This is a genomic window from Blautia sp. HCN-1074 (assembly GCF_037890165.1).
Taxonomy (GTDB): domain Bacteria; phylum Bacillota; class Clostridia; order Lachnospirales; family Lachnospiraceae; genus Blautia_A.
In genome coordinates, this window is the sequence record NZ_JBBKBP010000003.1 from 1 (window position 1) to 22,947 (window position 22,947).

Sequence of the window (22,947 nt, forward strand, 5' to 3'; positions counted from 1 at the left end):
GCATAAACTTTTAACTAAAACAAATCTGCCGTACTGTGACATTTTTCTTTTACCATCACACAGCTAAAGATTATTCAATATTCAATTCAATGTTTCCAGTAAATTCCTCACACTCAATGCCGACATAATTTCCACCATCAGGAAGTGTAATTGTGTCACTATAAGTTCCGGTTGTTTCAAGCAAAGTGACTACTTCATCAGCTCCAGAAATCCAAAATACTTTTGCAGTTCCCTCCGCAACCTCCAAAGTGCAATCAATAGACAAATACTTACCAGCTTCTCGCTTTATAGAAGTTCCTCCAAACAAATACTCTGAATCTGAAAAATTCTCATAATCAGCCGTATAAGTTCCCGTATAATCATCAATCCCTTTTTCTTTTGTTCCTTCCAAAGATAACTTTCCTGTAAGCTCTATGACTCCAGCCGACTGAACGATATTATTATAATGATTGAGAATTTCATCTTTTGAACAGCCAGAAATCATAAAACTTCCCAAAAGGACAAATGCCAATGCTAAAACTATTTTCTTAATAAAATCATCACCAGCCTTTCTTTGGTGCTACCTTTTTGGCCTTTTTCTTTGTTTGGGTTGCTTCTCGCTCTTTCATGCACAAAATCAAGATGGCAGAAATAACGACAGCAAGCACAAGACTGCAAGAACAGCTTCCGATATTCCAGTTGACTGCGGTATCATAGCTGCGGTAGCCTACCATTCCAAGACTTGCGGTAATCGGATAAAGGTTTGCTAATGTCATATTTCCTGCGGCAAACATCCCTCCATATCCATAGACAAAAGCAATGATTACACCGACTAAAAAGCTACCTGTCCTCCGACAAGTAAGAGCGATAATCGGCAGAACCGCAAGATATAAAAAGAAATTAACCGCAGTAATCTGCAAGGCTGCTTTTAGAGCTAAGGAAATCTCAAAGCCTGGAAATCCCACAATCATTTCCGCTATGATTGTAAACAAGCTGCATATCAGCCCGAAAGTAATAGACAATACGCCGCACACAATCAATTTTCCGGTCAGCAGCTTCTTAAAAGAAATCGGCACAGTCAGAATATTTTTCAGTGTGTCATCCGTCTGCTCACGAGAAATCATATATCCAGCAATTAGGCTGATACACATCGGAAAAATCATGGACATATTGTTTTTGATGACCTGTTCTGTAAGATAGGCGAAATCCCAAACGGAACCATCATTCGCCATAGAGGTAAACAAGGTCAGCAGGACGGATAGGAGCATGAGTGCAACGCCCGCCCAAAGGATATGATACCTTTTCAATTTATAAAATTCTGTTTTTACAATGCGAACCATGTTTATTCCCCCCTCTGCTTATATAATCTGTCAATCAGTAAGAACGAAACGAATGCCATGATTCCAAGAATGAATACAACTTGAAATGTTGAAGGAATTAGCCCTGTCATTTGCTCCAAGTCCATTTTTATTCCATGAGCCGCCATATCTCCCGCACTCCAAAATGTAGTCAGTGGCGTGGGCAGAAGCCATAACATGGTTTTAGGCAGTGTGTCAAACAATGCCGTAGCACTCATGTTCAGAACGCTGTAAAAGACACACAGCAAAATGGAAAAAACATAGGTCTTACTGAAAAAGACAACAAGGACAATCAACGGGAGTGTTCCTGCTGTAATGAAGATCCCCGTTTCAACCGCCAAAAACAGCTTATAACCAATTCCATAAACTTCTAATGTTCCAATTCCGCAAAGAATTGTTGCAATAGTAGAAGCCACGCAAAAAACAATTCCAAAGATAAAAAGGACAATGATCTTTGCAAGTACCATTTGCGTGCTGGTTACTGGAATTGTACGCAAATTTTTGAATGTATCGTTGTCGCGTTCCATAAAAAACAGGATGGCGGCAATCACTCCGATAATGCAGGGCAGTAAAAACTGGATACCATATCCCAACACCATGTTAAATAGTCCATCGAAAGCATCTGCCCGATCCGTATATCGCTCCATCATAGAGGGCGTTATCATCAGATAAGTCAGCGGGATTGGAAACAGGAACGCAGCCAGAATAATCAGCGGAATAAATTTCTTCCGTTTCAATTTCAAAAATTCGCATTTGATTAGTTTAAGCAATTCCTTCGCCCCCTGTCACACGCTTGAAGTAATCTTCAAGACTTTCTTCACAGGTATGTGCTTCTGATACCTCCAATCCGTTTTCTACAAAAGCAGTTACAATTTTCCCCACAGGCAGCTCCATATTGTGTAGACGCAGATTGTGGTCGTCTTGTATGGAAAAATGGGTTTCATGGAAATTGCGTTCCAAAATTCTTGCCGCCTGTGCAGTATCAGAGATCGTAAACCGGATATGTTTACTGCTTTTTTGCTCCAACTCAGCAAGGCTTTCTTCTTCCAGCAGTGCACCGTGGTCAATAATTCCAATATCGTCAGCCAGCAAGGAAATCTCCGAAAGAATGTGACTGGAGATTAAAATGGTTTTTCCTCTTGCGTCACAAAGCTCACGGATAAAAGAGCGTACTTCTGCAATACCGATAGGGTCAAGCCCGTTGATAGGCTCGTCCAAAATTAAAAGTTCCGGATCGTGCATGACTGCAAGGGCAATCGCCAACCGCTGCTTCATACCAAGAGAGTATTGCGAAAACAGCTTTTTATCCTTGTAAGGAAGTCCGACTAAATCCAGAGCGTCTTTGATGGCATGGTTGTTTGGTACTCCACGCAGGGTAGCAAAGATACGCAGATTCTCCGTACCGGTCAGATTGGGATAAAAACCAGGGGACTCAATCAAACTTCCAATGCGGGGCAGCAATTTCTTTTCATTTCCCTGCAAAGACTTTCCCCAGATTTTGACCTCACCGGAAGTCGGCTTCGTTAGCCCCAACAGCATTTTCATGGTTGTGGTTTTTCCGGCTCCGTTTCTACCCAACAGACCATAAATTCTCCCACGCTTGACATGGATATTTAAGTCCGCCACACTCTTTTGTGAGCCGTATTGCTTTGTCAGATTTTTTGTTTCAATAATATAATTTGAATCCATATTCAAAACCTCCTGTTCTGTAAGGTATTCTATCACGCCAACCTTGCATTAACCTTGCCACAACCTTGCATTAACCTTGCAATTTGAAATCCGACAAAATAAACAAAAGTTCCCGTCACAAGGACGGGAACCCGCTTAAATCTCCAAGGGAAAACGCAAAGAAAATTCAGTTCCTTTTCCCGGTATACTTTCAACAGCTATGCTTCCGCCCATTTTTTCTACAAGTTGATGGACAATGGAAAGACCAAGACCGCTACCTTTCTCAGACCGACCTTTATCGCACTTATAAAGCCGTTCAAAAATGTGTTTCAAATCTTCTTTCTCAATTCCAACTCCATTATCTGCCAGCAGCAACTCCATGCTGTTTTCCTTCTTCGATAGGGAGATTTTAATTTTGTCCGCATGGCTATGAGCGATGACATTTTGAATGAGATTATTGATGATTCTCATATAGCTGTCTATATCCAATCTTACCCGGACAGGCTGTTCGGAAATATCAATGTCATAATCAACCTGTTTATCCTCAAAAATCGGTATCCAGTCAATCAGGATATTCCTTGTAAACTCTGCGGCCTCAATGCTCTGGATTTCCAAAGCAAACTCGTTGGAATTTAACTTGAACCAGTCAAAAAGCACATCAATATATTCTTTCAGATCGTGGGCTTTCCGGCGAGCAGTTTCAATATAATCATCCCGGTCTTTTCCCGTGACAATACCTTTGTGTGCAGCATCAAGATACCCGATCAGAGTGGTAAGAGGCGTCCGAACATCGTGAGAAAGGCTCGTCATAAGCTGGCGGTTGGTTTCTTCCGTCTGTCGCACAGCAGAAAGCCTGCTTTCATAAGCCACAACGATCTCATTGATTTCATAGGCAAGAGGGGCTGTTAGTTCATTTGTTGCAGACAAAATACGCCGATTGCCATTTCCATTTTTCACATCAACCAATGCATCGGTCATTTCTGCTATTTGTTTTTTTATACGCCGAACGAGAACGATGGAAGTCAATACAGCCACAACAGCAATCACAATGGACAAGAATACGATGATTTCCATGCTGACTACACCTCCTTGTTAAAGCGATAACCGATCCCTTTGACAGTTTGGATGTACTTTGGATTGGAGGGGTTGACTTCTAATTTTTTACGAAGCCGACTGATAATCGCCATAATGTTACTGTCATCATAGAAATATTCTTCACCCCATACTTCTTCATAAATCTGCTGCTTTGTTAAAATCCTTCCTTGATTTTTTACACAATAGAGCAGCAAATCAAATTCCTTTGGTGGAAGTTCAAAAGTGCCGTTTCCCGTAGTAACGGAACGATTTTCAAGGTCAATTTGTAATCCATCAAAATTCAGCTTTTGCACCGTTCCGGCTTGCTGATTAAAGCGAGTGTAACGGCGAATGAGGGACACAATACGGGCAATCAGCTCATCCATATCAAACGGCTTTGTCAGATAATCGTCCGCTCCGGCCCGTAACCCCCGCACCTTAGAAATGCTGTCATTTTTGGATGTGAACATTAAAATTGGCAAACTATGCTCTTTACGGATTTCTTCCAGTGTTTCAAACCCATCCATACCGGGCATCATCACATCCAGTATTACAAGCTGATATTCCTGCTCTTTTAATTTCTGCAAGCCCTCTTTTCCGGTATTACAAAAATCGGCTGCTATATTTTCCGTTTGTACGCTGCGCTTAATTAAGGCACACAGTTCTCTGTCATCATCTATAATCAAAATTCTATTCATGGTACAATTCTCTCCCTTGTTTTGTCCGACCATCCACAGGTTTTTATGCTGATTTTGGTATCAGCCAAACCATTCCCATCTTTACAGGTCCTGGAATACGTCCACCAGAGCAAAAATAATTTATCCAACGAGGTGTTACTCCCCATTTTGCACTAGCTTCTTTTAATATCATATAATCCATATCAATTCCTCCGAATATTATTATAATTCGTTCTTTCGAATAATACAATCATATGCCTTCTACATTGGCACATCCTTCGGGAGTGCATGAAAGGATACTTAGCAAACACTTCCTATGTCATGACACAGACGAAATTTCCCACACTTTCCTAACATCTGTACGATTAAATTTCCATAGGAAAGTCTTCCTGCATTCTTCTGATTTTCTTCAATTTTCCGCTAGAATATCTTGACTTTTCACGCCGTCTGTATCATTAGTTAAATTTTTTCATGTATCTTGTGAATATCTCTTGGGTGTTAAAAAGGAAAAATAAGCAGTGATCTGGAATATTTTCACAGATCACTGCTTAAATTTTTATTAAAGCGATACCCAACTCCCCACACTGTCTGTATGTACATTGGTTTACTTGGATCATCTTCAATCTTTTTTCTAATATTTCTAATGTGGCTCATAACAATATTGTGATCGCCGGAATAAGGCTCTTTCCACACAATGTCATATATCTGTTCCTTACTAAATACTCTGCCCGGATTTCTTGCTAATAAATGCAGAATTTGAAACTCTACACTCGTAACTTTAACTTCTTTTTTTCCTCGATATAGTATTCGTCTTGAAACATCTATTTCCATTCCTTCAAAAACTAATTTTGTGCAAAAATTTTCTTTTATCATCTGCGTTTTATTTTCAAAACCATCTAAAACTGAAATAACTGCATTTAATAGTTCGTCCTCATTTTCCTCAAGAGAAAGTAATAATAACTTAGCTATAATCTGCCCTCCTTCGTCAATTACTTATAATATTCTTCTATGTATATTCCCCCGTCCATCTTTTCGTTTTTTAGTTTGGATTTTATTTTTGGAAATAGGTCAATATACCCATTCCATATAAGAAATTCTATTCCAGCGTTTCTATATATTCTTCCAAACAAATTCCTTGAGAGTATATTGCCGACGCAGCTTCTTTCCCGACGTATCTGTAATGCCAAGGTTCATTTATAACACCTGTTATATCCGTCTTATTTGAAGGATAACGCTTTATAAAACCATATGTATGAGCATTTTCCTCAAGCCAGTTATAAACATCATCTCTTGAACTTTTTGTAGTATCTGCGTTTATATCGACTGCAATACCAAGCTGATGTTCACTTGTTCCAGGAATTGCCACCCATTGCTCTGCAAGTTTTTTCGCTTCGGACTTCGATTTTCCCTCATTTTCATATGCTTCTATTTTTTCGTTCATTAGTTGCTGCTGTTCTTCCTGTGTCCTATATCCCTCTCTAACAAACAAACCATATCCCTGCGCCCTTGCAGCATTAAACATTTCCTGCAACTCCGGGTAAATTCTGGAATCAACCTTTTTTCCATTTGATAATTCTGTAAGCTGTACTTCATAATCAGCAGGAATATAATTCTCACGATTTACAAGAATCAGATTCCAGCCATGATCTTCACTGGCCATATGGTGTGTTATATTTCCAAGAAAAGGCGTTGTTAAAGATGAATGAAGAACCTTTCCTGCCATCACACATAACATTACTGTAAATAACAGGATAAAAAGTTTTTTTACTTTAAATTTTTTTCGTCTTGCATATCGTTTCAATTATTTTATCTCCACCTTTTGGTATACCCTGTACAGTATCGGCTGAAAAATCAAGCATACCACTGCATATACAGGAACAATAACAGTTGCTATTGTGGTTACTTTACTTCCCAATGTTATAAGTCCAGCTTCTTTGATATCCAAATAAATTTCTAATAACTGGTCTGGAAAGAAAGAGCATAATCCAGGCAATGTAATAATTCTGCTTAAAAATGGAAATGCACATAGCACAATGAATGGTACAATAACGGCAGTTGGCGTAGAGTGTGTAAACGCTGATGCCAACATTCCGAGTGTAGCTGCAAATATCGTTCCTATATATCCACCCAGAACAATAAACAGATATGCCTGTAAAAAAGTAATATTATAAACACTTCTCCACAAATCCAACTGGATTGGACAGTTTGCACCGTCTGCACCTAATATAAAAAGTACAATAAACGTATATAGAAATACAAACATCAGATAAAATCCCGTAGCAATACAAAAACCTGCTCCTACCTTTGCGGAAATCCCCTTGCTTCTTCCAAATCGTGCAGAGAAAAAAATGGAATCTGCTTTTGTCTGAAATTCATCTGAAAATATCCCGGATACAAGAAAACCGATCACTAATGCCAGCATCAGAATAAAGGTTGATATATTTTGTAGTAATGCAGCCCAACCGTCCATATATTCATAGTAAAATGGAGTTTTCAGTTCTTTATATTTCTGAATCATAAAATCTTTTTCTGCCTGTGTAAATCTTTCTTCTCCAGATTCAAGCCAATTTTTTAAAGTAGAAATTCTTCTTTCATAGATTGTTCCAACTTCATCATCAGAAATCTGATCCGTTACATAATAATTATAATCTCTGTAATCGCTGAAAGCATAAATAATGACATCCATAATACCTGCTATGCCTTGCTTTTTTGCATATGCCTTATTTTGTTCTGTAATGTCATCCGACAATGCCTCTTTCGAACTGTTAATTGTCCTGTTCTCTTCCAATACCTTGCTTAATGTATCTGCTGTTAAATAACCTGCCCATTGGTTTTTGGCTTCTCTTAAATCTCTTGCAGCCGAAATTCCAACAGAAGAATTTCCATTTTCATCAACATACTCCACTCTGTTAATCGTTAATATACTGGTTATCGCAAGTATTACGAATAACACTATGACAGCAATTCTATTTTTTGATTTAGAAAACACTTTTTTAATTTCATAACGCAGCATTTTCATCACCTGCTTTCTCTCCAAAATAATATAAAAATACATCTTCCAGTGACGCTTCTACACGCATTGCATTCTCAACCGGTTTTTCGTGAGAAATAATTCGCAGCATAACCTGATTTATTTCTGATTTCATATTGGAAATTTTATATTTTTCCATAAAATCAGATACCCTGTTTTTCGGCACAAGACATTCCCATACTGTTTCTGTCATAGAATTTATCAGTTCGTCAATACTTCCTTTATGCAGAATTTCCCCGTCTTTCATCAACCAAATTTCATTCGCAATATACTCGATATCTGAAACGATATGTGTCGATAATAATACCAGTCTGTCTTCTGAAAGTTCGCTAATCAGATTGCGAAATCGGATTCTTTCATTTGGATCAAGTCCTGCTGTTGGTTCATCAAGTATTAAAATCTTAGGATTATTCAACATAGCCTGTGCAATTCCGGCTCTACGCTTCATACCACCAGATAATTTTTTCATTTTTTTATGAGCTACTTTTGAAAGACCAACCTTAGCAATCAACTCTTTCACACGTTTTTTTACGACAACAGGACGGATTCCTTTCAATGCAGCAATATAAAGTAAATAATCCTCTACCGTAAATTCAGGATAAAATCCAAAATCCTGTGGTAAATACCCCAACAGCTTGCGATATTCACTGTCCATGCTGAAAATATCTTTTCCATTACAGCATATCGTTCCGCTTGTTGGCTTTAAAAGGGTACACAACATTCTCATTAGAGTTGTTTTACCTGCTCCATTTACACCTAAAAGACCATATACCCCATTTGTCATAGTAAGATTTATATGATTGACTGCTGTAAAATCTCCAAATTCTTTTGTTAAACCATCAAGCTCTAATTTCATCAAATGACACCTCCAAATATTGATTACAATTCTTTAAAATACGATATATCGCAAAAGCAATAAAAAGTATTGTTACACCCAGCAGTGCTGACCAGATGGGAACAGTAACCATGATATATACATTTTCATTTAAAACAATAAAAAGCCATACTGCACTCCATATCACACACAGAACAATCGCAACTGTTTCACTGAAAGCGTGTTTACTGCATAAAATTCCAAAACAGATACAGGCCGTTACACAAAGCGGAAAAAGAAATTGGACAACTAATTCTGATAATTCATAATGCAAACCTGCTGAAGCGACTTCTAAAAATACAGTTATGAAAAAAATATCTGTAATACCAAATAACAGCATACGTGTAGCATATACCTGTTTTAATGAATAATAGGAAGCAGCTTCTATTTCCATACATTCACATGATCTGTTTTTCCACAGTTCCGGAATAATAAGGATTACAAATAGCGTGGCTACAACACCCATACTTCTTTTTAGATATATTTCATCATGAATAGAACTTAAAGCAATCCATAATGCCACTAAAATCATAAATTGAAGAACCCACCACCTTTTTTGTATCACACGAAGCTGTGTCCACAAAAAGTCATGATAAGAAAGCATTCGTTCTTGCTCTGCCATAAAAAAGGCATTTTTAGATTTACAAATTGTTTCCTGTATTTTTTCTTCGCTAGCTTCCACTTGTATGCTTTCCCTATATTTTTTTATCTTTTCTTTTTGATTCATCGAATTCCTCCTTCCCGAGAAGTTCCCTCAACTGTTTCCTTGCTTTTTGCAAACGATACTTTACCAGTGGAAGTCCAATTTGCAATGTATCAGAAATTTCTGTTAATTTTAGTTCTTGAAAATAATAAAGAGTAAGTACTTCTCTTGATTCATCTGGAAGTTGTTCTAAAACCTGTTCGATCAAAACTCTATTCAAAATTTGTTCTGTTTGATTTTCTTCCACAAGCTCAATTTCTTCCAGAAGCATTTCCTTTGTTTTCTTCAAATAATCTTTGCATAGGTTACCTGCTATCGTATATAAATAATTCAGTGTTTTCCCTTTATAATGATAGTCGGGTAATTTTGAAAAAAAACGTATAAAGGTTTCCTGCGTGAAATCCTCCGCATATGTTTGATCAAAACAATGATGATAACAGTAGCTTAAAATTTCTTGATAATACTTGTGGACAAACAAATCAAAAGCATTATCATCACCTTGCTTCATTTTTCTAATTAGTAGAAAATCATTATACACAAAATCCTCCTTTCTCATTATTAGAAGTTCAAAATATTTATTCCGTTCTATAAGGCATAACGATTGAGATATGCAAAAAGATAGTCCAAATAAAAATTTTATAAATTATGCACTCAACCTCAAGCATATTTTATTATTATAACTGTCTGAGTCACCAGCCTCAACTATACCACTACTTCTCAATACCTTTTTCCTCTGATTTTCTATGAAGTTAAATTTTTCATGTATCTTGAGAATATCTCCTGCGGAAAAAGCAAAAAATAAACAGTAATCTGGATTATTTTCACAGACCACTGCTTAAATTTTTATTAAAGCGATACCCAACTCCCCACACTGTCTGTATGTACATTGGTTTACTTGGATCATCTTCTATTTTCTCACGTAGGTTACGAATATGGCTCATGACAATGTTATGATTGCCAAAATAAGGTTCTTTCCAAACACGATTGTATATCTACTCCTTACTGAATACTATTCCGGCATTTTGTGCTAACAACAATAAGATTTCAAACTCTGTGTAAGTCAACTCAATCTCATTATCTTCCCGAACCACAATCCGCTTATATTCATCAATGCGAAGTCCATCAAATATCAGTTTTCGTTTATTGACAATCTGCTGTCGTAAGACTTCTGTTTCCTCATTCAAACATGATAAAATATTGTTGATAATATGTTCTTCGTTATCTTCAAAGGACAAAATCAGCAACTTCCCAAAAGCACCACCTTCCTTTATGCTTTCCTTTCTATGATTGTAAACACACTACACCACTTAATTCAAAGAAATCGGATAAAGTTGAAAATCAGCGAAGCAGCATTTATTAATTACTCCGCTGATTTACTGCTATTCTTCCCGTATGGCAGGCAAAATTTCCGCTTTCTTTAATTCAACTTTGGCATATGCTACAAAAATCAGATAAATACCTCCCATAACAGCAACAAGCGCTATGAGGAACAGCCACGGCAATTTCAACGAAATACAATGGTTTACTGCATCCAAGCGTTGACATGCTGCGATGCTGATAAGTCCTCCAAATGCAAGAGAAACCAACAGGGAGCCACCAAGGTAACTACCAATCTCTCGGTCTAACATTGATTTTAGCTGCTTCTGCGTTGCTCCAACGGCCTTCAGCAGGCCAAACTCTCGTTTCCTGTTCTGAAAATCAACCATAAGCATATTCATAAGACTGATACTTCCAAAGACAAACAGAATAGCAGAGGCCATATACAGAGCATTTATAGAAGCTCTATATTGATGCTGAATATTTTTTATCGTTTGCTCAATCATATTTACTTCTATTTTTCCATTTTCATCCGCAATCTCCTGAACTGCGGTCAAAACTTCGTCAAGATGTCCGTCTGAATTTTTGACTGCCAGAATACCCGTCTGCTCTGTTATTCCTGTCAGTTTCTTTGCTGTATCATAAGTCATAATGAAGTAGGGGCTTCCAGGAACGACTGGGCTATTCTCCATAATCAAATTTTATTCAAAAAACATTCTATATTTGAACTACTCTTTTCCTTTTTTTGTGTAAATTGGCTTATATATAAAGCAATCATTTTTAGAGCAAGTTTCGCAATGTAGCACAATAACCCCTTTCCGGGTTCTTAGCGACTTGCAACTTGATGGGGATTTCGTTTCCCCATACCCTCGACCACAATCACAGATATGTATATTGGTTTCCATTTACATGGTCACAGTGCGATAATTTTTCATCACTTACTTTCCCTGCAGGCCGCAAAATTTGGATTTTCTTATGAAACCACTACCACGAAGAAAGGAAGTTATCAATGACAAGACCTAAGAAAGAGGAAACTCTTGCAAAAACTAAAGATGTGCATTTACGCATGAATGAAACTGAATATGATCTTCTTGCAGAAAGAGCCAAGGCTAACAGCATGACGGTTTCTGATTTTATCCGAAATGCCTTGGTCAACCAGAAAGTCATCATCAAATACGAAATTACCGCAGATCTTCCCGAAATAAAAAAACTTATTAGCGAGTTTGGTAAAATTGGCAGCAACCTAAATCAGATTGCCCGATATTTTAATCAGGGTGGAATCCTCTCTTCTGAAATGAGAAATGAAATCCGAAAGTCTCTCCGGGATATTTATGAAATGAAATATGAAGTGATGAAAATGGCAGGTGATTTTCGTGGCAGTAATTAAACATATCGCAAACAAAAACTCTGACTATGGAGAATCGGAACGGTATCTTATCTTCCAGCACAACGAGTATACGCAAAAACCGATTCTTGATGAAGAAGGGCATATGATACTGAGAGAAGAATATTATCTGGACGGTCTGAACTGTGATCCATTCTCTTTTGCATCTGAATGTCAGGAACTGAACAGCTACTATCACAAGAACAAAAACTTCAATGAAATAAAATCCCATCACTATATCATCAGCTTCGACCCAAAAGACAGGGATGAATGTGGATTGACCGGTGAACGTGCCCAGCAACTCGGATTGACTTTTGCAAAGAAAAACTTTCCCGGTCATCAGGCTTTAGTCTGTACTCATACCGACGGTCATAACAAAAGTGGAAACATCCATGTGCATATCGTAATTAACAGTCTCCGTAAATATGATATACCACAAGAACCCTATATGGAATTTGACTGTGAAGCAAAAGCCGGTTATAAGCATCATCTAAGTGCTGCCTATCTTGCCCATCTAAAACAGGAAGTCATGGATATGTGCAAAAAAGAAGGGTTGCACCAAGTTGATCTGCTCACTCCTGCTGAAAGAAAAATCACCGAAAAAGAATACTGGGCACAACGCCGGGGACAGGAAAAATTAGATAAGCTGAATCTGAAAATGAAAGAAGATGGAATCACACCGAAAGAAACTCGTTACCAGACAGAAAAACAATTTCTCCGTGACGCTATTGATGATGCTGCAAGTATTGCCCGATCACCAGAAGAATTTTCAAAAATCCTTGACGAAAAATATCACATCATCCTCAAGATCAGTCGAAACCGGTACAGCTATCTTCACCCTGGCAGAAAAAAATTTATCACTGAAAGAACTCTTGGGACCAGATACACAGAAGATTTTCTCTTGAAAGCATTTGAAGAAAACACGAAATCCCGTAGAGAACTGAAAGAAGAAATTCTGGAACAGCAGGCTCCGAATACTTCCACAGATTTACCACCTGTTCCTTTCTCTGATACTTCTGCTATCCCTGCACCATTCATTTTCATAAAATCAAACCTCCGGCTTGTAATAGATCTGCAAACCTGTATTAAAGCCCAGCAGAGCAAAGCCTATGCTCAAAAAGTAAAGCTCACCAATTTGAAGCAGATGGCTCAGACTGTTGCCTACATACAAGAGCATGGATATGATTCTCTTGATGATTTCCATGCAGCACTCAATCAGGCATCAGACCAGACCAGTGCTTCCAGAAAATCTTTAAAAGATACTGAACAACAGCTCAAAGAAGTGAATGAACAGATTCATTTTACCGGACAATATCTGGCATACAAAAATGTGTATGCTGATTATCGTACAAGCCGAAACAAGAAAAAATTTTATGAAGAACATCGAGCAGAACTTTCCCTGTATGACACAGCTCTACGAACACTCAAAGAAAAATCTGGCGGGAATAAATTGCCTTCCATGAAAGCTCTCTATGCTGAAAAGGACCGGCTTGTTGAATTGAGGGATAGACAGCGTGAAGATTTTTCTAATCACCAGGATTATGAACGGGAGCTTCGCACTGTATCTGCAAATATTGATATGATTCTTGGGAAGAATCGTGGGCAGGAGCAACAGATTGAAAAAGAGCAGAATTTATAAACCTTTTCATCTCCAAGCACCCAAATATCATTTTCAAATCTATGCTAATGAATAAATTCCTGTTTGCATCTTTCCTAAAAAGATGTATGATATAGAAAAACACAGGGGACATCATTAAAATGAAGGCACATAAATATTGGTCACTCGGTGCATTGGCATCCATGATCGGAACTTTTTACTGCTTCTCAAGATATGAAATCTGCTCATAAATATTTTGCTTACAGCTCTCTTCTCTGTATGATTATGGCTATCTATTCTGGTCATAAAATGATTTCTGGAAAGTCCTTAAAAAAGAAAGACTCTGTTTCCGAAGAATCTGCTGAATAATCAAAGAAGGAGTTTCTCCATGTGTGGCGAAATAGAAAAATGCTATTAAAAAGTTCACATAAAATACATTGCTTATGTAAATGTACCGGTATTCTCAAACAGTTATAACGAAAATACCTATTGAAAAAGAACTCACAACCATAGTTCATTTCATAAATCAATACAAAAACATTGATGTTTTTCTTATTTACAGTATGATATAATTAAAAAGAAGATGCAGTATTAAAGGGAGAACTGCCCAGACAGCCTGGCCTCAGAAATATGCACCTTCCTCTATAAATATATTATGTGGTATCAACACCTTTTATACATAAATAAAAAGATACAGTAAACAAAATGGTACTACCCAGGTAGCCCGTTTCTTGCTCATGTATCTCAATCTATCTTAATCTTAGTCGATAAATTTTAATTTGTCAAGATAAATTTCAAATAAAAGAAAGGAAAAAAGGTCTCACTTATGTTAGAAAAGAACAAAGCAGATAGCAGAAAATATTTTATTTTCAAAATACGAGATTTGGTACATAATTCTTTCCACACACTTGAAGAAAAGCGAACAGAAAGTTTATTGCAATATATGGGTATCTGTATCAGCACCTATGATGAACTTAGGGCATCCCTTGACCCAACCAAACTAAAACGCTCATACGAAGGATTGTTAGAAGGACTGGATTACCAGATGCAAATACATCCTTTTCATAAGCTTGATTTATACCAAAATGATTTTTCTCACTTACATCAGCTCATAAATCTTGCAAACGAAGCTCGCGATAAAGAACTTCATAACATTCACCGTAGCATTGTAGCTTTAAAAAAGAAATTGGAAGCTGAAAATCTCATAAATTGTTATATTCAATGCTTACTCACAGAAACCACATTCAAAGGCATGGATTATTTAATGGAGGCTCTTATTAGTGATTTATTATATGCAGGACATTCTATGTCTCATATTTTAGATTTTTTCAAAAGACAGCAGCAAGAATTTCTAGAACATAATGATGCTGAAAAAACTATACAGAATCTTAACGAATTTGACAGAAAACCTATACCTTTTTCTATTCATATCTGTTTTAAAATTTCAAGCCAGACGCAGAAGGAACTGGCACTTAATCTTATAAAACAGCAATTTGAAATCCATACTAACCAAGAATTAGGGATACCTCATATAAATAACGATACCTTAATTGCCAGTAAAGAGTATCTAGCTTTAGATGAATTCAAAGCAATCGACTTAGCTCAAAAAGAATTCCAATCCGTTACAGAACTGTTTGATATGTGGCAAAGCACAACCAATTGTATTCGCGATGATTTATGGTATTATTGGAAAGAAGACACGGTTTTTCATAAAATCAGCTTAAACAGCATTGATCCCATAAAAATGCTTAACCATATTGACGCAAACTATAAAAAACAGTTGGAACGTTTTTTACAGTTGCGAAATGATCTTGGCAGCAACAATATTAGAACTTTGGAACGAATACTTTATACTCTTAATTCTGCCAAATCGCTGACTACTCAAAACCGTTTTCTTAACTTTTGGTCATCCCTTGAATATATTTTATATTCATTTCCACGCTTTACAATCATAGAAAAAGCACGCGTTGTTGTTCCAGAAGTTTTTGGATTGTTCTATCTAAAAAATAAACTTAATATATTTTGGGCACGACTTACTTATTGTATGTCTAACAAAAAGGATTATGCTGAGAAATATCCTACTTTACAAAATTTTATAATGAATTGTCAGGTCACTGAAAAAGATTATTCTACCCCAAAAGTAATTGCTTATCTAAGTGATGTAAATAAATATAGTGCTATTTTATCTGAGCTTTCTTTCCATATTGTCCTTGAGCGAGAATGTCGTGAAATAATTATGCTTTTAACTGAGCCAGAAAAAACAAGCAAGGCAATTCAAGAATATTTTGACGGTATTAAGCATGATTTAAATTATATTTATCGTCTCCGAAATCAACTAATTCATTCTACAAAGGATATTGACGATTCCCTGGAGTATATCAGCTTTCGATTGTATCGCTATGTTAACTCTGTACTTTCCACGATATTATACTATCAGGAAAAAAACAATTTATATAGCATTACAGATATATTAATTTCTGTAGATGCCACCTACCAAGACTATAATAAAAAATTATCGCCAGATATCAAAAAGAAAAAGAAGAAATCTTCTTCCGAGATTGCTTCAGAAACCCTTTCTCCTGAAGACATCTATCGCATTGTACGACCAAAATATTTATTCATTGAATAGTATTTTAATATTAAGATTCATCTTTAAAATACATTATCTAAAAAGTGGATGCTACTTTAACTAAAAGTTACAGTAACATCCACTTCTTAAAAACTATTTCTTCTTCCTCTCCATTTCTTCTTCGATTTCCTTCTGTGGCTGTCCTTTTCTCTGACTGGCTATCTTCTTCTGATGATTACGGAGTCGTTTCAGTACCGATCTTCGTGGAGCATTTTTATCTTTTTTCCTTGGAATGTTGTTCATCAGTCCATCAATCATATTGTAGTTGGCTTCTTCTGCCATCTCTGCACTGCGAAGATATTCTCCATTATCCATGACCTTCTGCCAGTTTGCCAGCTCTGGTTTCTTCTTTTGTGTTTCTCCAGATTGTTGCTGTCTGATCTGGGATTGTGCCTGCATTTCCTGTTGTTTTTGCTGTGCCTGCTCTGCCTGTTGCTGCATGAAGTTCTGGATGTTCCGTCTGGCTTCTTCATCAAAGCCATTGTAACAGTCATTCATGACTACGGCACCTTCCTCACTGAGAATCACATAGGCTGCTCTTGTTCCATACTCCTCATGCTCCATCAGAAACCATTTCTTCTCGTTCATCAGGATGTAATCCTGTGCAAGCCATGTTCCTTTCTTTCCTTCGATTTCGTACCCGGTTGTATCAATGGAAAGTCTGGTATCGGAAGAACTTTTGATTGTGAGAAATTCTGGAATGATGATAAAACCATCTTTGTTGACATAGTAAGCTGTGGTTTTTCCATCGTCGGTGATGACGATCACATCACTGCAACCAATGGAATGACCTTTGAAGTTCTTCGGTCGCTGCTTCTGTAAACGGAGTTTAATATCAGCCGGAGTTTCCCCCGGCTGGATTCTTCCAATATACACCTGCTGATAGTTTTCTACCTGGACTGTTCTTCCTTCGCTTTTCAGTTTCTCGTAAGAACGGAAACGGACATCCCGGTACTCTGGGGTATCTTTTACCTGATATACTGCACACTGACTTGTATTCATTCTTCATCCTCCTCTTCCAGTTCCATTTTATATTCTTCCAGATCCATAAGAAAAACCTCATATCCTTCATCGCTCATGCAGAACAGTTTTCTTATGGTATTGCAGACAAGCCCAATCATATCTGCATCGCCTTTCAGAAAAGGAATGATATGATCGATTGCCTCCATCGTGTCATTTCTGTTTCCTTTATCAAACATTGCTGTTACTAAACATTCATCCGCATCAAAGTTCATCGCCAGATCCATCATAATTCCACTTCTCCCTTCTTATGTGTCTTGGATTTCTCCGTTGTCTTATTCTGCTCCTGTGCTTTTGCCCTTGCCTGAAAATCTTTTAAAGACTGCAGCACAGATTTCTTCACTTCACCTTTTGCTCTGCTTGCAGGTTCTGCCTTTTGTGGCTGGCTCCGATTTACAGATACCGGTTCCTGCTCTGCCCTTCTGTCTGCCGCAACCGCAGAAGGTTTCTGTCCACTTCCTATTACTGTTTCTGTCGTATGTTCCGTTTCCTTTACCCTTCCATGCTTTTCATCCAGATACTTTTCCATGTCTGCGATTGCTTTCTGCACCAGAGGGCTTTCTTTATAGTGTGGAATCATATCTATCAGATCACGCCGTATCCGGTCTGCACTCATCAACTCATATTCTCCGGAATAATTTTCATCACCATCTTGCAGATCAAATCCGATTCCTTTAATCCCATGCAGTCTCTCTGCTGGGATACTCTCATATATTTTAATGGCTTCTTCTAAAGTGAGGTTGTTATGGTACTCTCCCATGACCGGAAACTCCATGCACTCTGCGACATAAAAACTGATCGTGGCTTCTGGCTGTTCCTGCTCCGGCTGTTTGTCAAAAATAGAAAATCGCTCTGTATCTTCCAGACGGGAAAGTAAAGAACGGGCAGTTATAACATCGCTGTCTATATCGGATTCCTCGGATACCTCAAGCAGCCAGTCCTTGATAGTTTCTGTTTTCTTATTCAAAATATCCTCCGTGAGTTTTTCCACCTGTTCTTCTCTATTTTCAACTGTATCGTTATACTCATAGGTATCAACGTCATAGCTAAAATTATCCAGGTCCACAGCGAGCTTTTTAATCTCCTGCTGGTCAAGATATTTTTCGGATTCTTTTATATACTCTGCCAGAGTGATTCGCTCCTCTGCAATCGGGTTAATATCCACCTTAATTCCTGCCATCGCTATACCAGATTCATTTAAGGCATTGAAAAAGCTATCTTCTCGAATATCACCTTTATAGGAAAGAACCACATCAAGGTCAGAATCTTCCCGGTAAAGGTCTTGTCTGCTTCTGGAACCATACACTCTTGCAGCAAGCAGCTCTACCTCCTGTTCCATTCCCATATCTTCTAATACTGCCTGTGCATGATACAAGACACCTCTTTCAACATCTGCCCTGCTCAGACTGTTTAATGCCAGTTCATTTCTTCCAATCTCAGAAGTCGCACGAAGTTCCCCCTCCTGCAATAAATCTTTAGAGTGCTGGATCGTCATTTCTTCAAATTCTTTATAATCCACTTTGACACATTCCATATCATCCATTCTTTCACTTTTAAGGATTTCATAAGCAGCTTCCTGAATGGATGCGTCTGGATTATCATAATCACCACCCTGGATTTCATGCAGATCAGAGTCATAAAAAATAAACGAATATCCTTCTTCTGTTGCCTGTATGGTCAGATACCCTTTACTCCTGGTAAACTGCATTGCGATTCCTTCATAGGTTTGCATTGCTTCTTCCCTGCGAAATCCTTCAAAAATACTTGCCGGGCAGTTCTTTTCTAATTGTATCCGCTGCATCTGTTCTTCCTGAACTTCTTCCACATCTGCCATCAGATCTTCGTAATCCACTACTTTTGCATCTTCCAGTGAGTACCCTTTATCTTCTAAAATATCACTGGCAGCTTCATCTACATAGATTGTCGGATTGTCATAGATTCCTCCATCATCCTCCTGATAATCTTCATTATAAAATGTATAGTCATAACCATCTTCTGCGGTCTGGATTGTAAAGTATTGTTTTCCAATCTGATATGCAATCTGTACCTCATTCCAGTCCAGCATGTTTTCCATTTTATTTACCACTTCATATATTTCTGGATTCAGCCACCCTCCGATCTGTTTATACGCATGGGTCAGCCGATCTATCCCGTTTTCACATCGGATAAAATCCATGCTTTCCTGCATCGTTTCCGTATTCTGGATACCAAGCACTTTTTTCTGATGATTTGGCAGACGTAAATATTCCTGCATCGCTTCATCCAGTGATTCATACCGGTTTACTTTTACTACACCCTCTGCATTTACATCTTCCATCACATAAAAATTATCAACGTAATGAATCTCTGGCATTTTTAACTTTATGCCTTCCGGCAGCTGCACCTCACTGACTGCATGAAAATTAAACCGGACATCCGTTCCAGATTCATTTTTTCCTGCCATCGTTTCTTCCCAGGTATCTTTCTGTACTGCCTGTATTTCTTCGATTGTAAGTGTCTGTCCACTCCGCAGGGTTACAACAGAATCTTTCGGGAATTCCGTCAAGTCATAAAGTGTTGTTCCATTTTCCTGCAAATATTCTGAAACTGCTTCCAATGCTCCTGCGTCAAACCCGTTCCATAAGTCCTCCGCTACAAGCTGTCCATTTTCTGCTACGATAATGCCTGCCACATCGGAGCCAAATTCATCCTGTTCCATTAAGAAAAACTTCTCCCCGGCATATTCCTTTTCATCAACCGTATGCCATGTTCCGTTATGTCCTTCTGCTTCATACCCTCTTGTCTCTGCCGTAATCGTCACTTCGTTTTCTCCTATCGCCTGTTCTATCCTCTGCATCCGGATCTCAGCTCTTGCCATGTCGATAAACCCATCTAAAACTGCCGGGTGGCTTTCGATCACATAATCCAGGTTCAGATTTCTGCCCCGGCTGATATTTTCCGGGACTTCGATATGCTCCGCCCAGTCTTTGTTCTGTCTGGAGAATCTTCCATCATGGGAAAGTTCCTGGATGGTATTTGCCATAACAAAATTCATACGTTCTTCCCCAAAGCGTTCCACGACTTCTTTTGCTGCATTCTGCTTTAAGTGCAGCCCGTCAAAATTCTCCCGGATAGCTTCTTCGATTGCTTTCTTGCAGTCCAGGTTTAACTTTCTCGAATCCAGATAAGCATCCACATCCCGTTCTCCCATTGCCTGTTCCAATGTTCCTTTATAAACTGGCGGATATGCCCTGACGGAATTATGTTCCAGTATGTTCATTCTCTGCTGGACAAACTCCGGAAGTTCCTGAAATCCAAAAGAATCTACATAATAGGCTGTGATCTCTGCACCCCTGTTTATCACGATCACATCACTTACCGATAAAGAATGACCACGGAAATCTTCCGGTCGGTCAATGTTAAAGCGTTCAAATATATTTTCTAACGTGATTGTTGGCATCCATGGTGCTGCATAAACCATCCGGTAATCCTTTCCGTCAATGGTATATCCCAGACTCTTTGCGGATTCCATTCCCATAAACTGATAAGTATGCTCATCCCCACTATCCATCTGATAAATGGCAAACCTTCCGCTTTCTCCATGCAGAAGAAGTGTCTCATCAATCTTTTCTGCACTCTGCTGTTCCAGTGCTTCCTGTTTTGTAGCAGATATTTCTCTTTCTTTCTGCACTTCCCATTCTGTTTCTGTGATTCCAAAGATACCGTCATATCCAAGAATTGCATCTTCTGTGTCTACAAGTGTTGATTCTGCCAGCTGTGGATTCTCTTGATTTCCATGTAACACATAAATTTCTGCCCCTCCACGGTACAATTCATATGCACGGTCTTTCGTAAGCGGAAGCATATGGTCTAACTGGATTCCTGCCTCGTGCATTTCTGTAAAACCAACCATGCCATCCGGGAAATTGTCAATCTGTGCCTGTATTTCATTCATAAGGCTTCTCGTATATTCACTTCCCGGTCTGCGGATTGCAGTCATCATACGGTTCACCAGTCCAAGCACTTCGTCTTTATCATCCATCTTATATGCAAAATTCACAATAAGATTTCTCTGGGAATCTGTGAAATCTCCCGTATTGGCAGCTTCTGCTGTTTCAATCAGACGGTGGGCATACTGCATGGCTGTTTCTTCTGCAATTTCCGGCTCTTTCGCTGGGAAGTTCGCCCTTGCTGCCTGGATCACTTCATACACCAGCTTTGAACCGGCTTCATCGTAAGATTCCCTCATATCCCATACCAGGTCATTCAGTCTTTCCACCTGTCCAGGGAAGGTTTCTGCATATTCATTTACAAATGCCTTTTCATTTTCCGAAAAAATATTTCTTGGAAACTCTGCTTTTTGCACCAGCATCTCTGCCTGATCTTTCGGAGAAAGGTCAGAAAAATAAGTAACGCCTGTGTCAGCATCATATTCCACATCATAAAAATCAATCGGATAGTTCTCTCCGTGCCCACTGCTGTCATAGAGTGGTGTGACGGCAGCACCTTTTTCTTCCAGAAAACTTTCCAGTGGTTTCTCATTTTCCTCTATCTCACCACTTTCCAGAAGGCGGACGTATTCCCCCACATTCTGCTCTAACTGTTCCCTGCTCATGTTTTCGATCAGATCATAAGTAAACTCGGAACCCATACTGCCTGAAAGATGCAGAATTAAATCTTCCTTATGAAAAGTATCCCGAACTGGTCTTTCCATTTCCAGCTCGTGCATCTGTGTCTCGATATTCTCAATGACTTCCGCAGACGTTTTCCGGATGGTATCCATAGATGCCCGGAGTGCTTTCATATCCTTGCTTTCACACCAGCTGGCAATATAGGTAAAAGAGTATTCGGAAGTATCCAGACCAAAGTGGTTGCAGACAATATAGGCAATACTTTCTGCTTCCACTTCTTTGGTTATCCGGTCTTTTAAAATCCCTTCCGCATCCATTACCTCCCGGTCATGCAGCAATGCATGGCTTACTTCGTGTACTCCGGTTTTCATGGTCTGGAGATTACTCATATCTTCCTGAATTGCGATATACTTTTCTGTCTGATGATAATACCCCTTTGCTTCCCCTTCTATTTCCATCATGCGGATTGGCACAGGGGAAATGTTCTGCAATGCTTCCATAAACGTGTCATAAAACTGTACACTCCCGGTAAGTTCCGGTACTTCCAACTCTACAATCGGCTCTCCCTCTGTCTGGCTGACATCAAATACCGTTGTCACACGAAACCTTGGAATGACCATCTCCACGATCTCTGTTTCCGGCTGACCGTCATCCCCGATCACCGGCTCTTTTGTTACAGGGTCAATCTTTTCAATCTCCTGTTTCTCACGGATGGGTGCCGGTGCGATGATCTGGATTCCTTTTTCCCCTCTCTTTACATGGCGGTTAAATTTCTTCTGCCACGCCTGATACCCTGCCACCAGAGTAGCCTCCGGTTTCTGCATGGTGATCAGAAGGGTGTTATTAAAACTGTAATTATGGAACTTGGACATGGTATTCAAATATTCCGTATATCGTTCCGAAGTAAAAATCTCCTTTACGCCCTGTTCCAGCCGTTCCGATATTTCCTTTAACTGTTTCTCTATATTATTTGCCATAAACAAACCCTCCATTTTATGTCCCCGCCAGAGAAAACTCTGACGGGAA

The 22,947-nt window shown here is 38.6% G+C and carries 22 protein-coding genes and 1 pseudogene; 4 read left to right on the forward strand and 19 right to left on the reverse strand.

The genetic code is table 11. From position 1 onward, the window contains the following. Positions 1-70 precede the first annotated feature (70 nt). The 16 genes from WKT11_RS03880 to WKT11_RS03955 form a co-directional block, all read right to left on the reverse strand. Positions 71-532, reverse strand: coding sequence for a hypothetical protein (locus tag WKT11_RS03880; protein WP_118741656.1), 462 nt, complete (start codon positions 530-532; stop codon positions 71-73). Between the two features lie 7 nt (positions 533-539). Further along, positions 540-1,319 carry an ABC transporter permease gene (locus tag WKT11_RS03885; RefSeq protein ID WP_117844629.1) on the reverse strand — a complete coding sequence of 260 codons (780 nt, stop codon included), beginning with the start codon at positions 1,317-1,319 and terminating at the stop codon, positions 540-542. Positions 1,320-1,321: 2 nt separating this feature from the next. Beyond that, entirely contained in the window at positions 1,322-2,107 is a 786-nt protein-coding gene (locus tag WKT11_RS03890) for an ABC transporter permease (RefSeq protein WP_117844631.1), read from the reverse strand. Further along, positions 2,100-3,026, reverse strand: coding sequence for an ABC transporter ATP-binding protein (locus WKT11_RS03895; protein ID WP_015524607.1), 927 nt, complete (start codon positions 3,024-3,026; stop codon positions 2,100-2,102). The genes WKT11_RS03890 and WKT11_RS03895 overlap by 8 nt, the downstream gene beginning before the upstream one ends. A gap of 135 nt (positions 3,027-3,161) precedes the next feature. Beyond that, the gene (locus tag WKT11_RS03900; RefSeq protein ID WP_002594770.1) at positions 3,162-4,079 is read right to left on the reverse strand and encodes a sensor histidine kinase; all 918 of its coding nucleotides are present in this window, start codon (positions 4,077-4,079) and stop codon (positions 3,162-3,164) included. Between the two features lie 5 nt (positions 4,080-4,084). Beyond that, the gene (locus WKT11_RS03905) at positions 4,085-4,777 is read right to left on the reverse strand and encodes a response regulator transcription factor (RefSeq protein ID WP_002594771.1); all 693 of its coding nucleotides are present in this window, start codon (positions 4,775-4,777) and stop codon (positions 4,085-4,087) included. Between the two features lie 43 nt (positions 4,778-4,820). Further along, positions 4,821-4,958 carry a DNA-binding protein gene (locus WKT11_RS03910; protein ID WP_080633534.1) on the reverse strand — a complete coding sequence of 46 codons (138 nt, stop codon included), beginning with the start codon at positions 4,956-4,958 and terminating at the stop codon, positions 4,821-4,823. 332 nt (positions 4,959-5,290) lie between these two features. After that, complete coding sequence (locus tag WKT11_RS03915; protein WP_080633535.1) at positions 5,291-5,629, reverse strand: winged helix-turn-helix domain-containing protein; 339 nt, start codon at positions 5,627-5,629, stop codon at positions 5,291-5,293. A gap of 223 nt (positions 5,630-5,852) precedes the next feature. Continuing rightward, the gene (locus tag WKT11_RS03920) at positions 5,853-6,557 is read right to left on the reverse strand and encodes a M15 family metallopeptidase (protein WP_002594772.1); all 705 of its coding nucleotides are present in this window, start codon (positions 6,555-6,557) and stop codon (positions 5,853-5,855) included. Continuing rightward, positions 6,558-7,769 (reverse strand): ABC transporter permease, encoded by a 1,212-nt coding sequence (locus tag WKT11_RS03925; RefSeq protein WP_002594773.1) that lies wholly within the window; start codon positions 7,767-7,769, stop codon positions 6,558-6,560. Next, on the reverse strand, positions 7,756-8,643 hold the full coding sequence (locus WKT11_RS03930; protein ID WP_002594774.1) for an ABC transporter ATP-binding protein: 888 nt from the start codon (positions 8,641-8,643) through the stop codon (positions 7,756-7,758). The genes WKT11_RS03925 and WKT11_RS03930 overlap by 14 nt, the downstream gene beginning before the upstream one ends. Further along, on the reverse strand, positions 8,627-9,388 hold the full coding sequence (locus WKT11_RS03935; protein WP_118699249.1) for a hypothetical protein: 762 nt from the start codon (positions 9,386-9,388) through the stop codon (positions 8,627-8,629). The genes WKT11_RS03930 and WKT11_RS03935 overlap by 17 nt, the downstream gene beginning before the upstream one ends. Next, positions 9,357-9,920 (reverse strand): RNA polymerase sigma factor, encoded by a 564-nt coding sequence (locus WKT11_RS03940; RefSeq protein ID WP_038292689.1) that lies wholly within the window; start codon positions 9,918-9,920, stop codon positions 9,357-9,359. The genes WKT11_RS03935 and WKT11_RS03940 overlap by 32 nt, the downstream gene beginning before the upstream one ends. A 265-nt stretch (positions 9,921-10,185) precedes the next feature. Further along, positions 10,186-10,356: a winged helix-turn-helix domain-containing protein gene (locus WKT11_RS03945; protein ID WP_330422673.1), complete on the reverse strand. Its 171-nt coding sequence runs from the start codon at positions 10,354-10,356 to the stop codon at positions 10,186-10,188. Next, positions 10,357-10,608: a hypothetical protein gene (locus WKT11_RS03950; protein WP_340282696.1), complete on the reverse strand. Its 252-nt coding sequence runs from the start codon at positions 10,606-10,608 to the stop codon at positions 10,357-10,359. A gap of 135 nt (positions 10,609-10,743) precedes the next feature. After that, positions 10,744-11,331 carry an ABC transporter permease gene (locus tag WKT11_RS03955; RefSeq protein WP_243009890.1) on the reverse strand — a complete coding sequence of 196 codons (588 nt, stop codon included), beginning with the start codon at positions 11,329-11,331 and terminating at the stop codon, positions 10,744-10,746. 359 nt (positions 11,332-11,690) lie between these two features. Between WKT11_RS03955 and WKT11_RS03960 the strand changes: the two genes are divergently transcribed. The 4 genes and pseudogenes from WKT11_RS03960 to WKT11_RS03975 all read left to right on the forward strand — a co-directional run bounded on the left by WKT11_RS03960 (position 11,691) and on the right by WKT11_RS03975 (position 16,291). Beyond that, on the forward strand, positions 11,691-12,068 hold the full coding sequence (locus WKT11_RS03960) for a plasmid mobilization protein (protein ID WP_004613332.1): 378 nt from the start codon (positions 11,691-11,693) through the stop codon (positions 12,066-12,068). Further along, entirely contained in the window at positions 12,055-13,704 is a 1,650-nt protein-coding gene (locus WKT11_RS03965) for a relaxase/mobilization nuclease domain-containing protein (RefSeq protein WP_004613331.1), read from the forward strand. The genes WKT11_RS03960 and WKT11_RS03965 overlap by 14 nt, the downstream gene beginning before the upstream one ends. 119 nt (positions 13,705-13,823) lie before the next feature. After that, positions 13,824-14,031: pseudogene (locus WKT11_RS03970) on the forward strand (DUF6219 family protein). A 457-nt stretch (positions 14,032-14,488) separates the two neighbouring features. After that, complete coding sequence (locus WKT11_RS03975; RefSeq protein WP_096241061.1) at positions 14,489-16,291, forward strand: hypothetical protein; 1,803 nt, start codon at positions 14,489-14,491, stop codon at positions 16,289-16,291. A 93-nt stretch (positions 16,292-16,384) separates the two neighbouring features. Here the strand turns inward: WKT11_RS03975 and WKT11_RS03980 are convergent, their stop codons facing one another. From WKT11_RS03980 to WKT11_RS03990, 3 genes are read right to left on the reverse strand one after another with little or no spacing between them, the layout of a single operon-like run. Continuing rightward, the gene (locus WKT11_RS03980) at positions 16,385-17,293 is read right to left on the reverse strand and encodes a YodL domain-containing protein (RefSeq protein ID WP_004613328.1); all 909 of its coding nucleotides are present in this window, start codon (positions 17,291-17,293) and stop codon (positions 16,385-16,387) included. Continuing rightward, positions 17,290-17,541 carry a transposon-transfer assisting family protein gene (locus WKT11_RS03985; RefSeq protein WP_004613327.1) on the reverse strand — a complete coding sequence of 84 codons (252 nt, stop codon included), beginning with the start codon at positions 17,539-17,541 and terminating at the stop codon, positions 17,290-17,292. Before WKT11_RS03985 ends, WKT11_RS03980 begins: the two co-directional genes overlap by 4 nt. Further along, positions 17,538-22,898 (reverse strand): DUF3849 domain-containing protein, encoded by a 5,361-nt coding sequence (locus tag WKT11_RS03990; protein WP_340282710.1) that lies wholly within the window; start codon positions 22,896-22,898, stop codon positions 17,538-17,540. Before WKT11_RS03990 ends, WKT11_RS03985 begins: the two co-directional genes overlap by 4 nt. Positions 22,899-22,947 lie beyond the last annotated feature (49 nt).

Bases quoted from the DNA above. Each gene is read 5' to 3' on its own strand.
- WKT11_RS03925 (WP_002594773.1), bottom strand. From the start codon at position 7,769: ATGCTGCGTTATGAAATTAAAAAAGTGTTTTCTAAATCAAAAAATAGA.
- WKT11_RS03955 (WP_243009890.1), bottom strand. From the start codon at position 11,331: ATGACTTATGATACAGCAAAGAAACTGACAGGAATAACAGAGCAGACG.
- WKT11_RS03990 (WP_340282710.1), bottom strand. From the start codon at position 22,898: ATGGCAAATAATATAGAGAAACAGTTAAAGGAAATATCGGAACGGCTG.
- WKT11_RS03930 (WP_002594774.1), bottom strand. From the start codon at position 8,643: ATGAAATTAGAGCTTGATGGTTTAACAAAAGAATTTGGAGATTTTACA.
- WKT11_RS03935 (WP_118699249.1), bottom strand. From the start codon at position 9,388: ATGAATCAAAAAGAAAAGATAAAAAAATATAGGGAAAGCATACAAGTG.
- WKT11_RS03975 (WP_096241061.1), top strand. From the start codon at position 14,489: ATGTTAGAAAAGAACAAAGCAGATAGCAGAAAATATTTTATTTTCAAA.
- WKT11_RS03905 (WP_002594771.1), bottom strand. From the start codon at position 4,777: ATGAATAGAATTTTGATTATAGATGATGACAGAGAACTGTGTGCCTTA.
- WKT11_RS03940 (WP_038292689.1), bottom strand. From the start codon at position 9,920: ATGAGAAAGGAGGATTTTGTGTATAATGATTTTCTACTAATTAGAAAA.
- WKT11_RS03985 (WP_004613327.1), bottom strand. From the start codon at position 17,541: ATGATGGATCTGGCGATGAACTTTGATGCGGATGAATGTTTAGTAACA.
- WKT11_RS03960 (WP_004613332.1), top strand. From the start codon at position 11,691: ATGACAAGACCTAAGAAAGAGGAAACTCTTGCAAAAACTAAAGATGTG.
- WKT11_RS03915 (WP_080633535.1), bottom strand. From the start codon at position 5,629: ATGATAAAAGAAAATTTTTGCACAAAATTAGTTTTTGAAGGAATGGAA.
- WKT11_RS03900 (WP_002594770.1), bottom strand. From the start codon at position 4,079: ATGGAAATCATCGTATTCTTGTCCATTGTGATTGCTGTTGTGGCTGTA.
- WKT11_RS03910 (WP_080633534.1), bottom strand. From the start codon at position 4,958: ATGGATTATATGATATTAAAAGAAGCTAGTGCAAAATGGGGAGTAACA.
- WKT11_RS03895 (WP_015524607.1), bottom strand. From the start codon at position 3,026: ATGGATTCAAATTATATTATTGAAACAAAAAATCTGACAAAGCAATAC.
- WKT11_RS03980 (WP_004613328.1), bottom strand. From the start codon at position 17,293: ATGAATACAAGTCAGTGTGCAGTATATCAGGTAAAAGATACCCCAGAG.
- WKT11_RS03885 (WP_117844629.1), bottom strand. From the start codon at position 1,319: ATGGTTCGCATTGTAAAAACAGAATTTTATAAATTGAAAAGGTATCAT.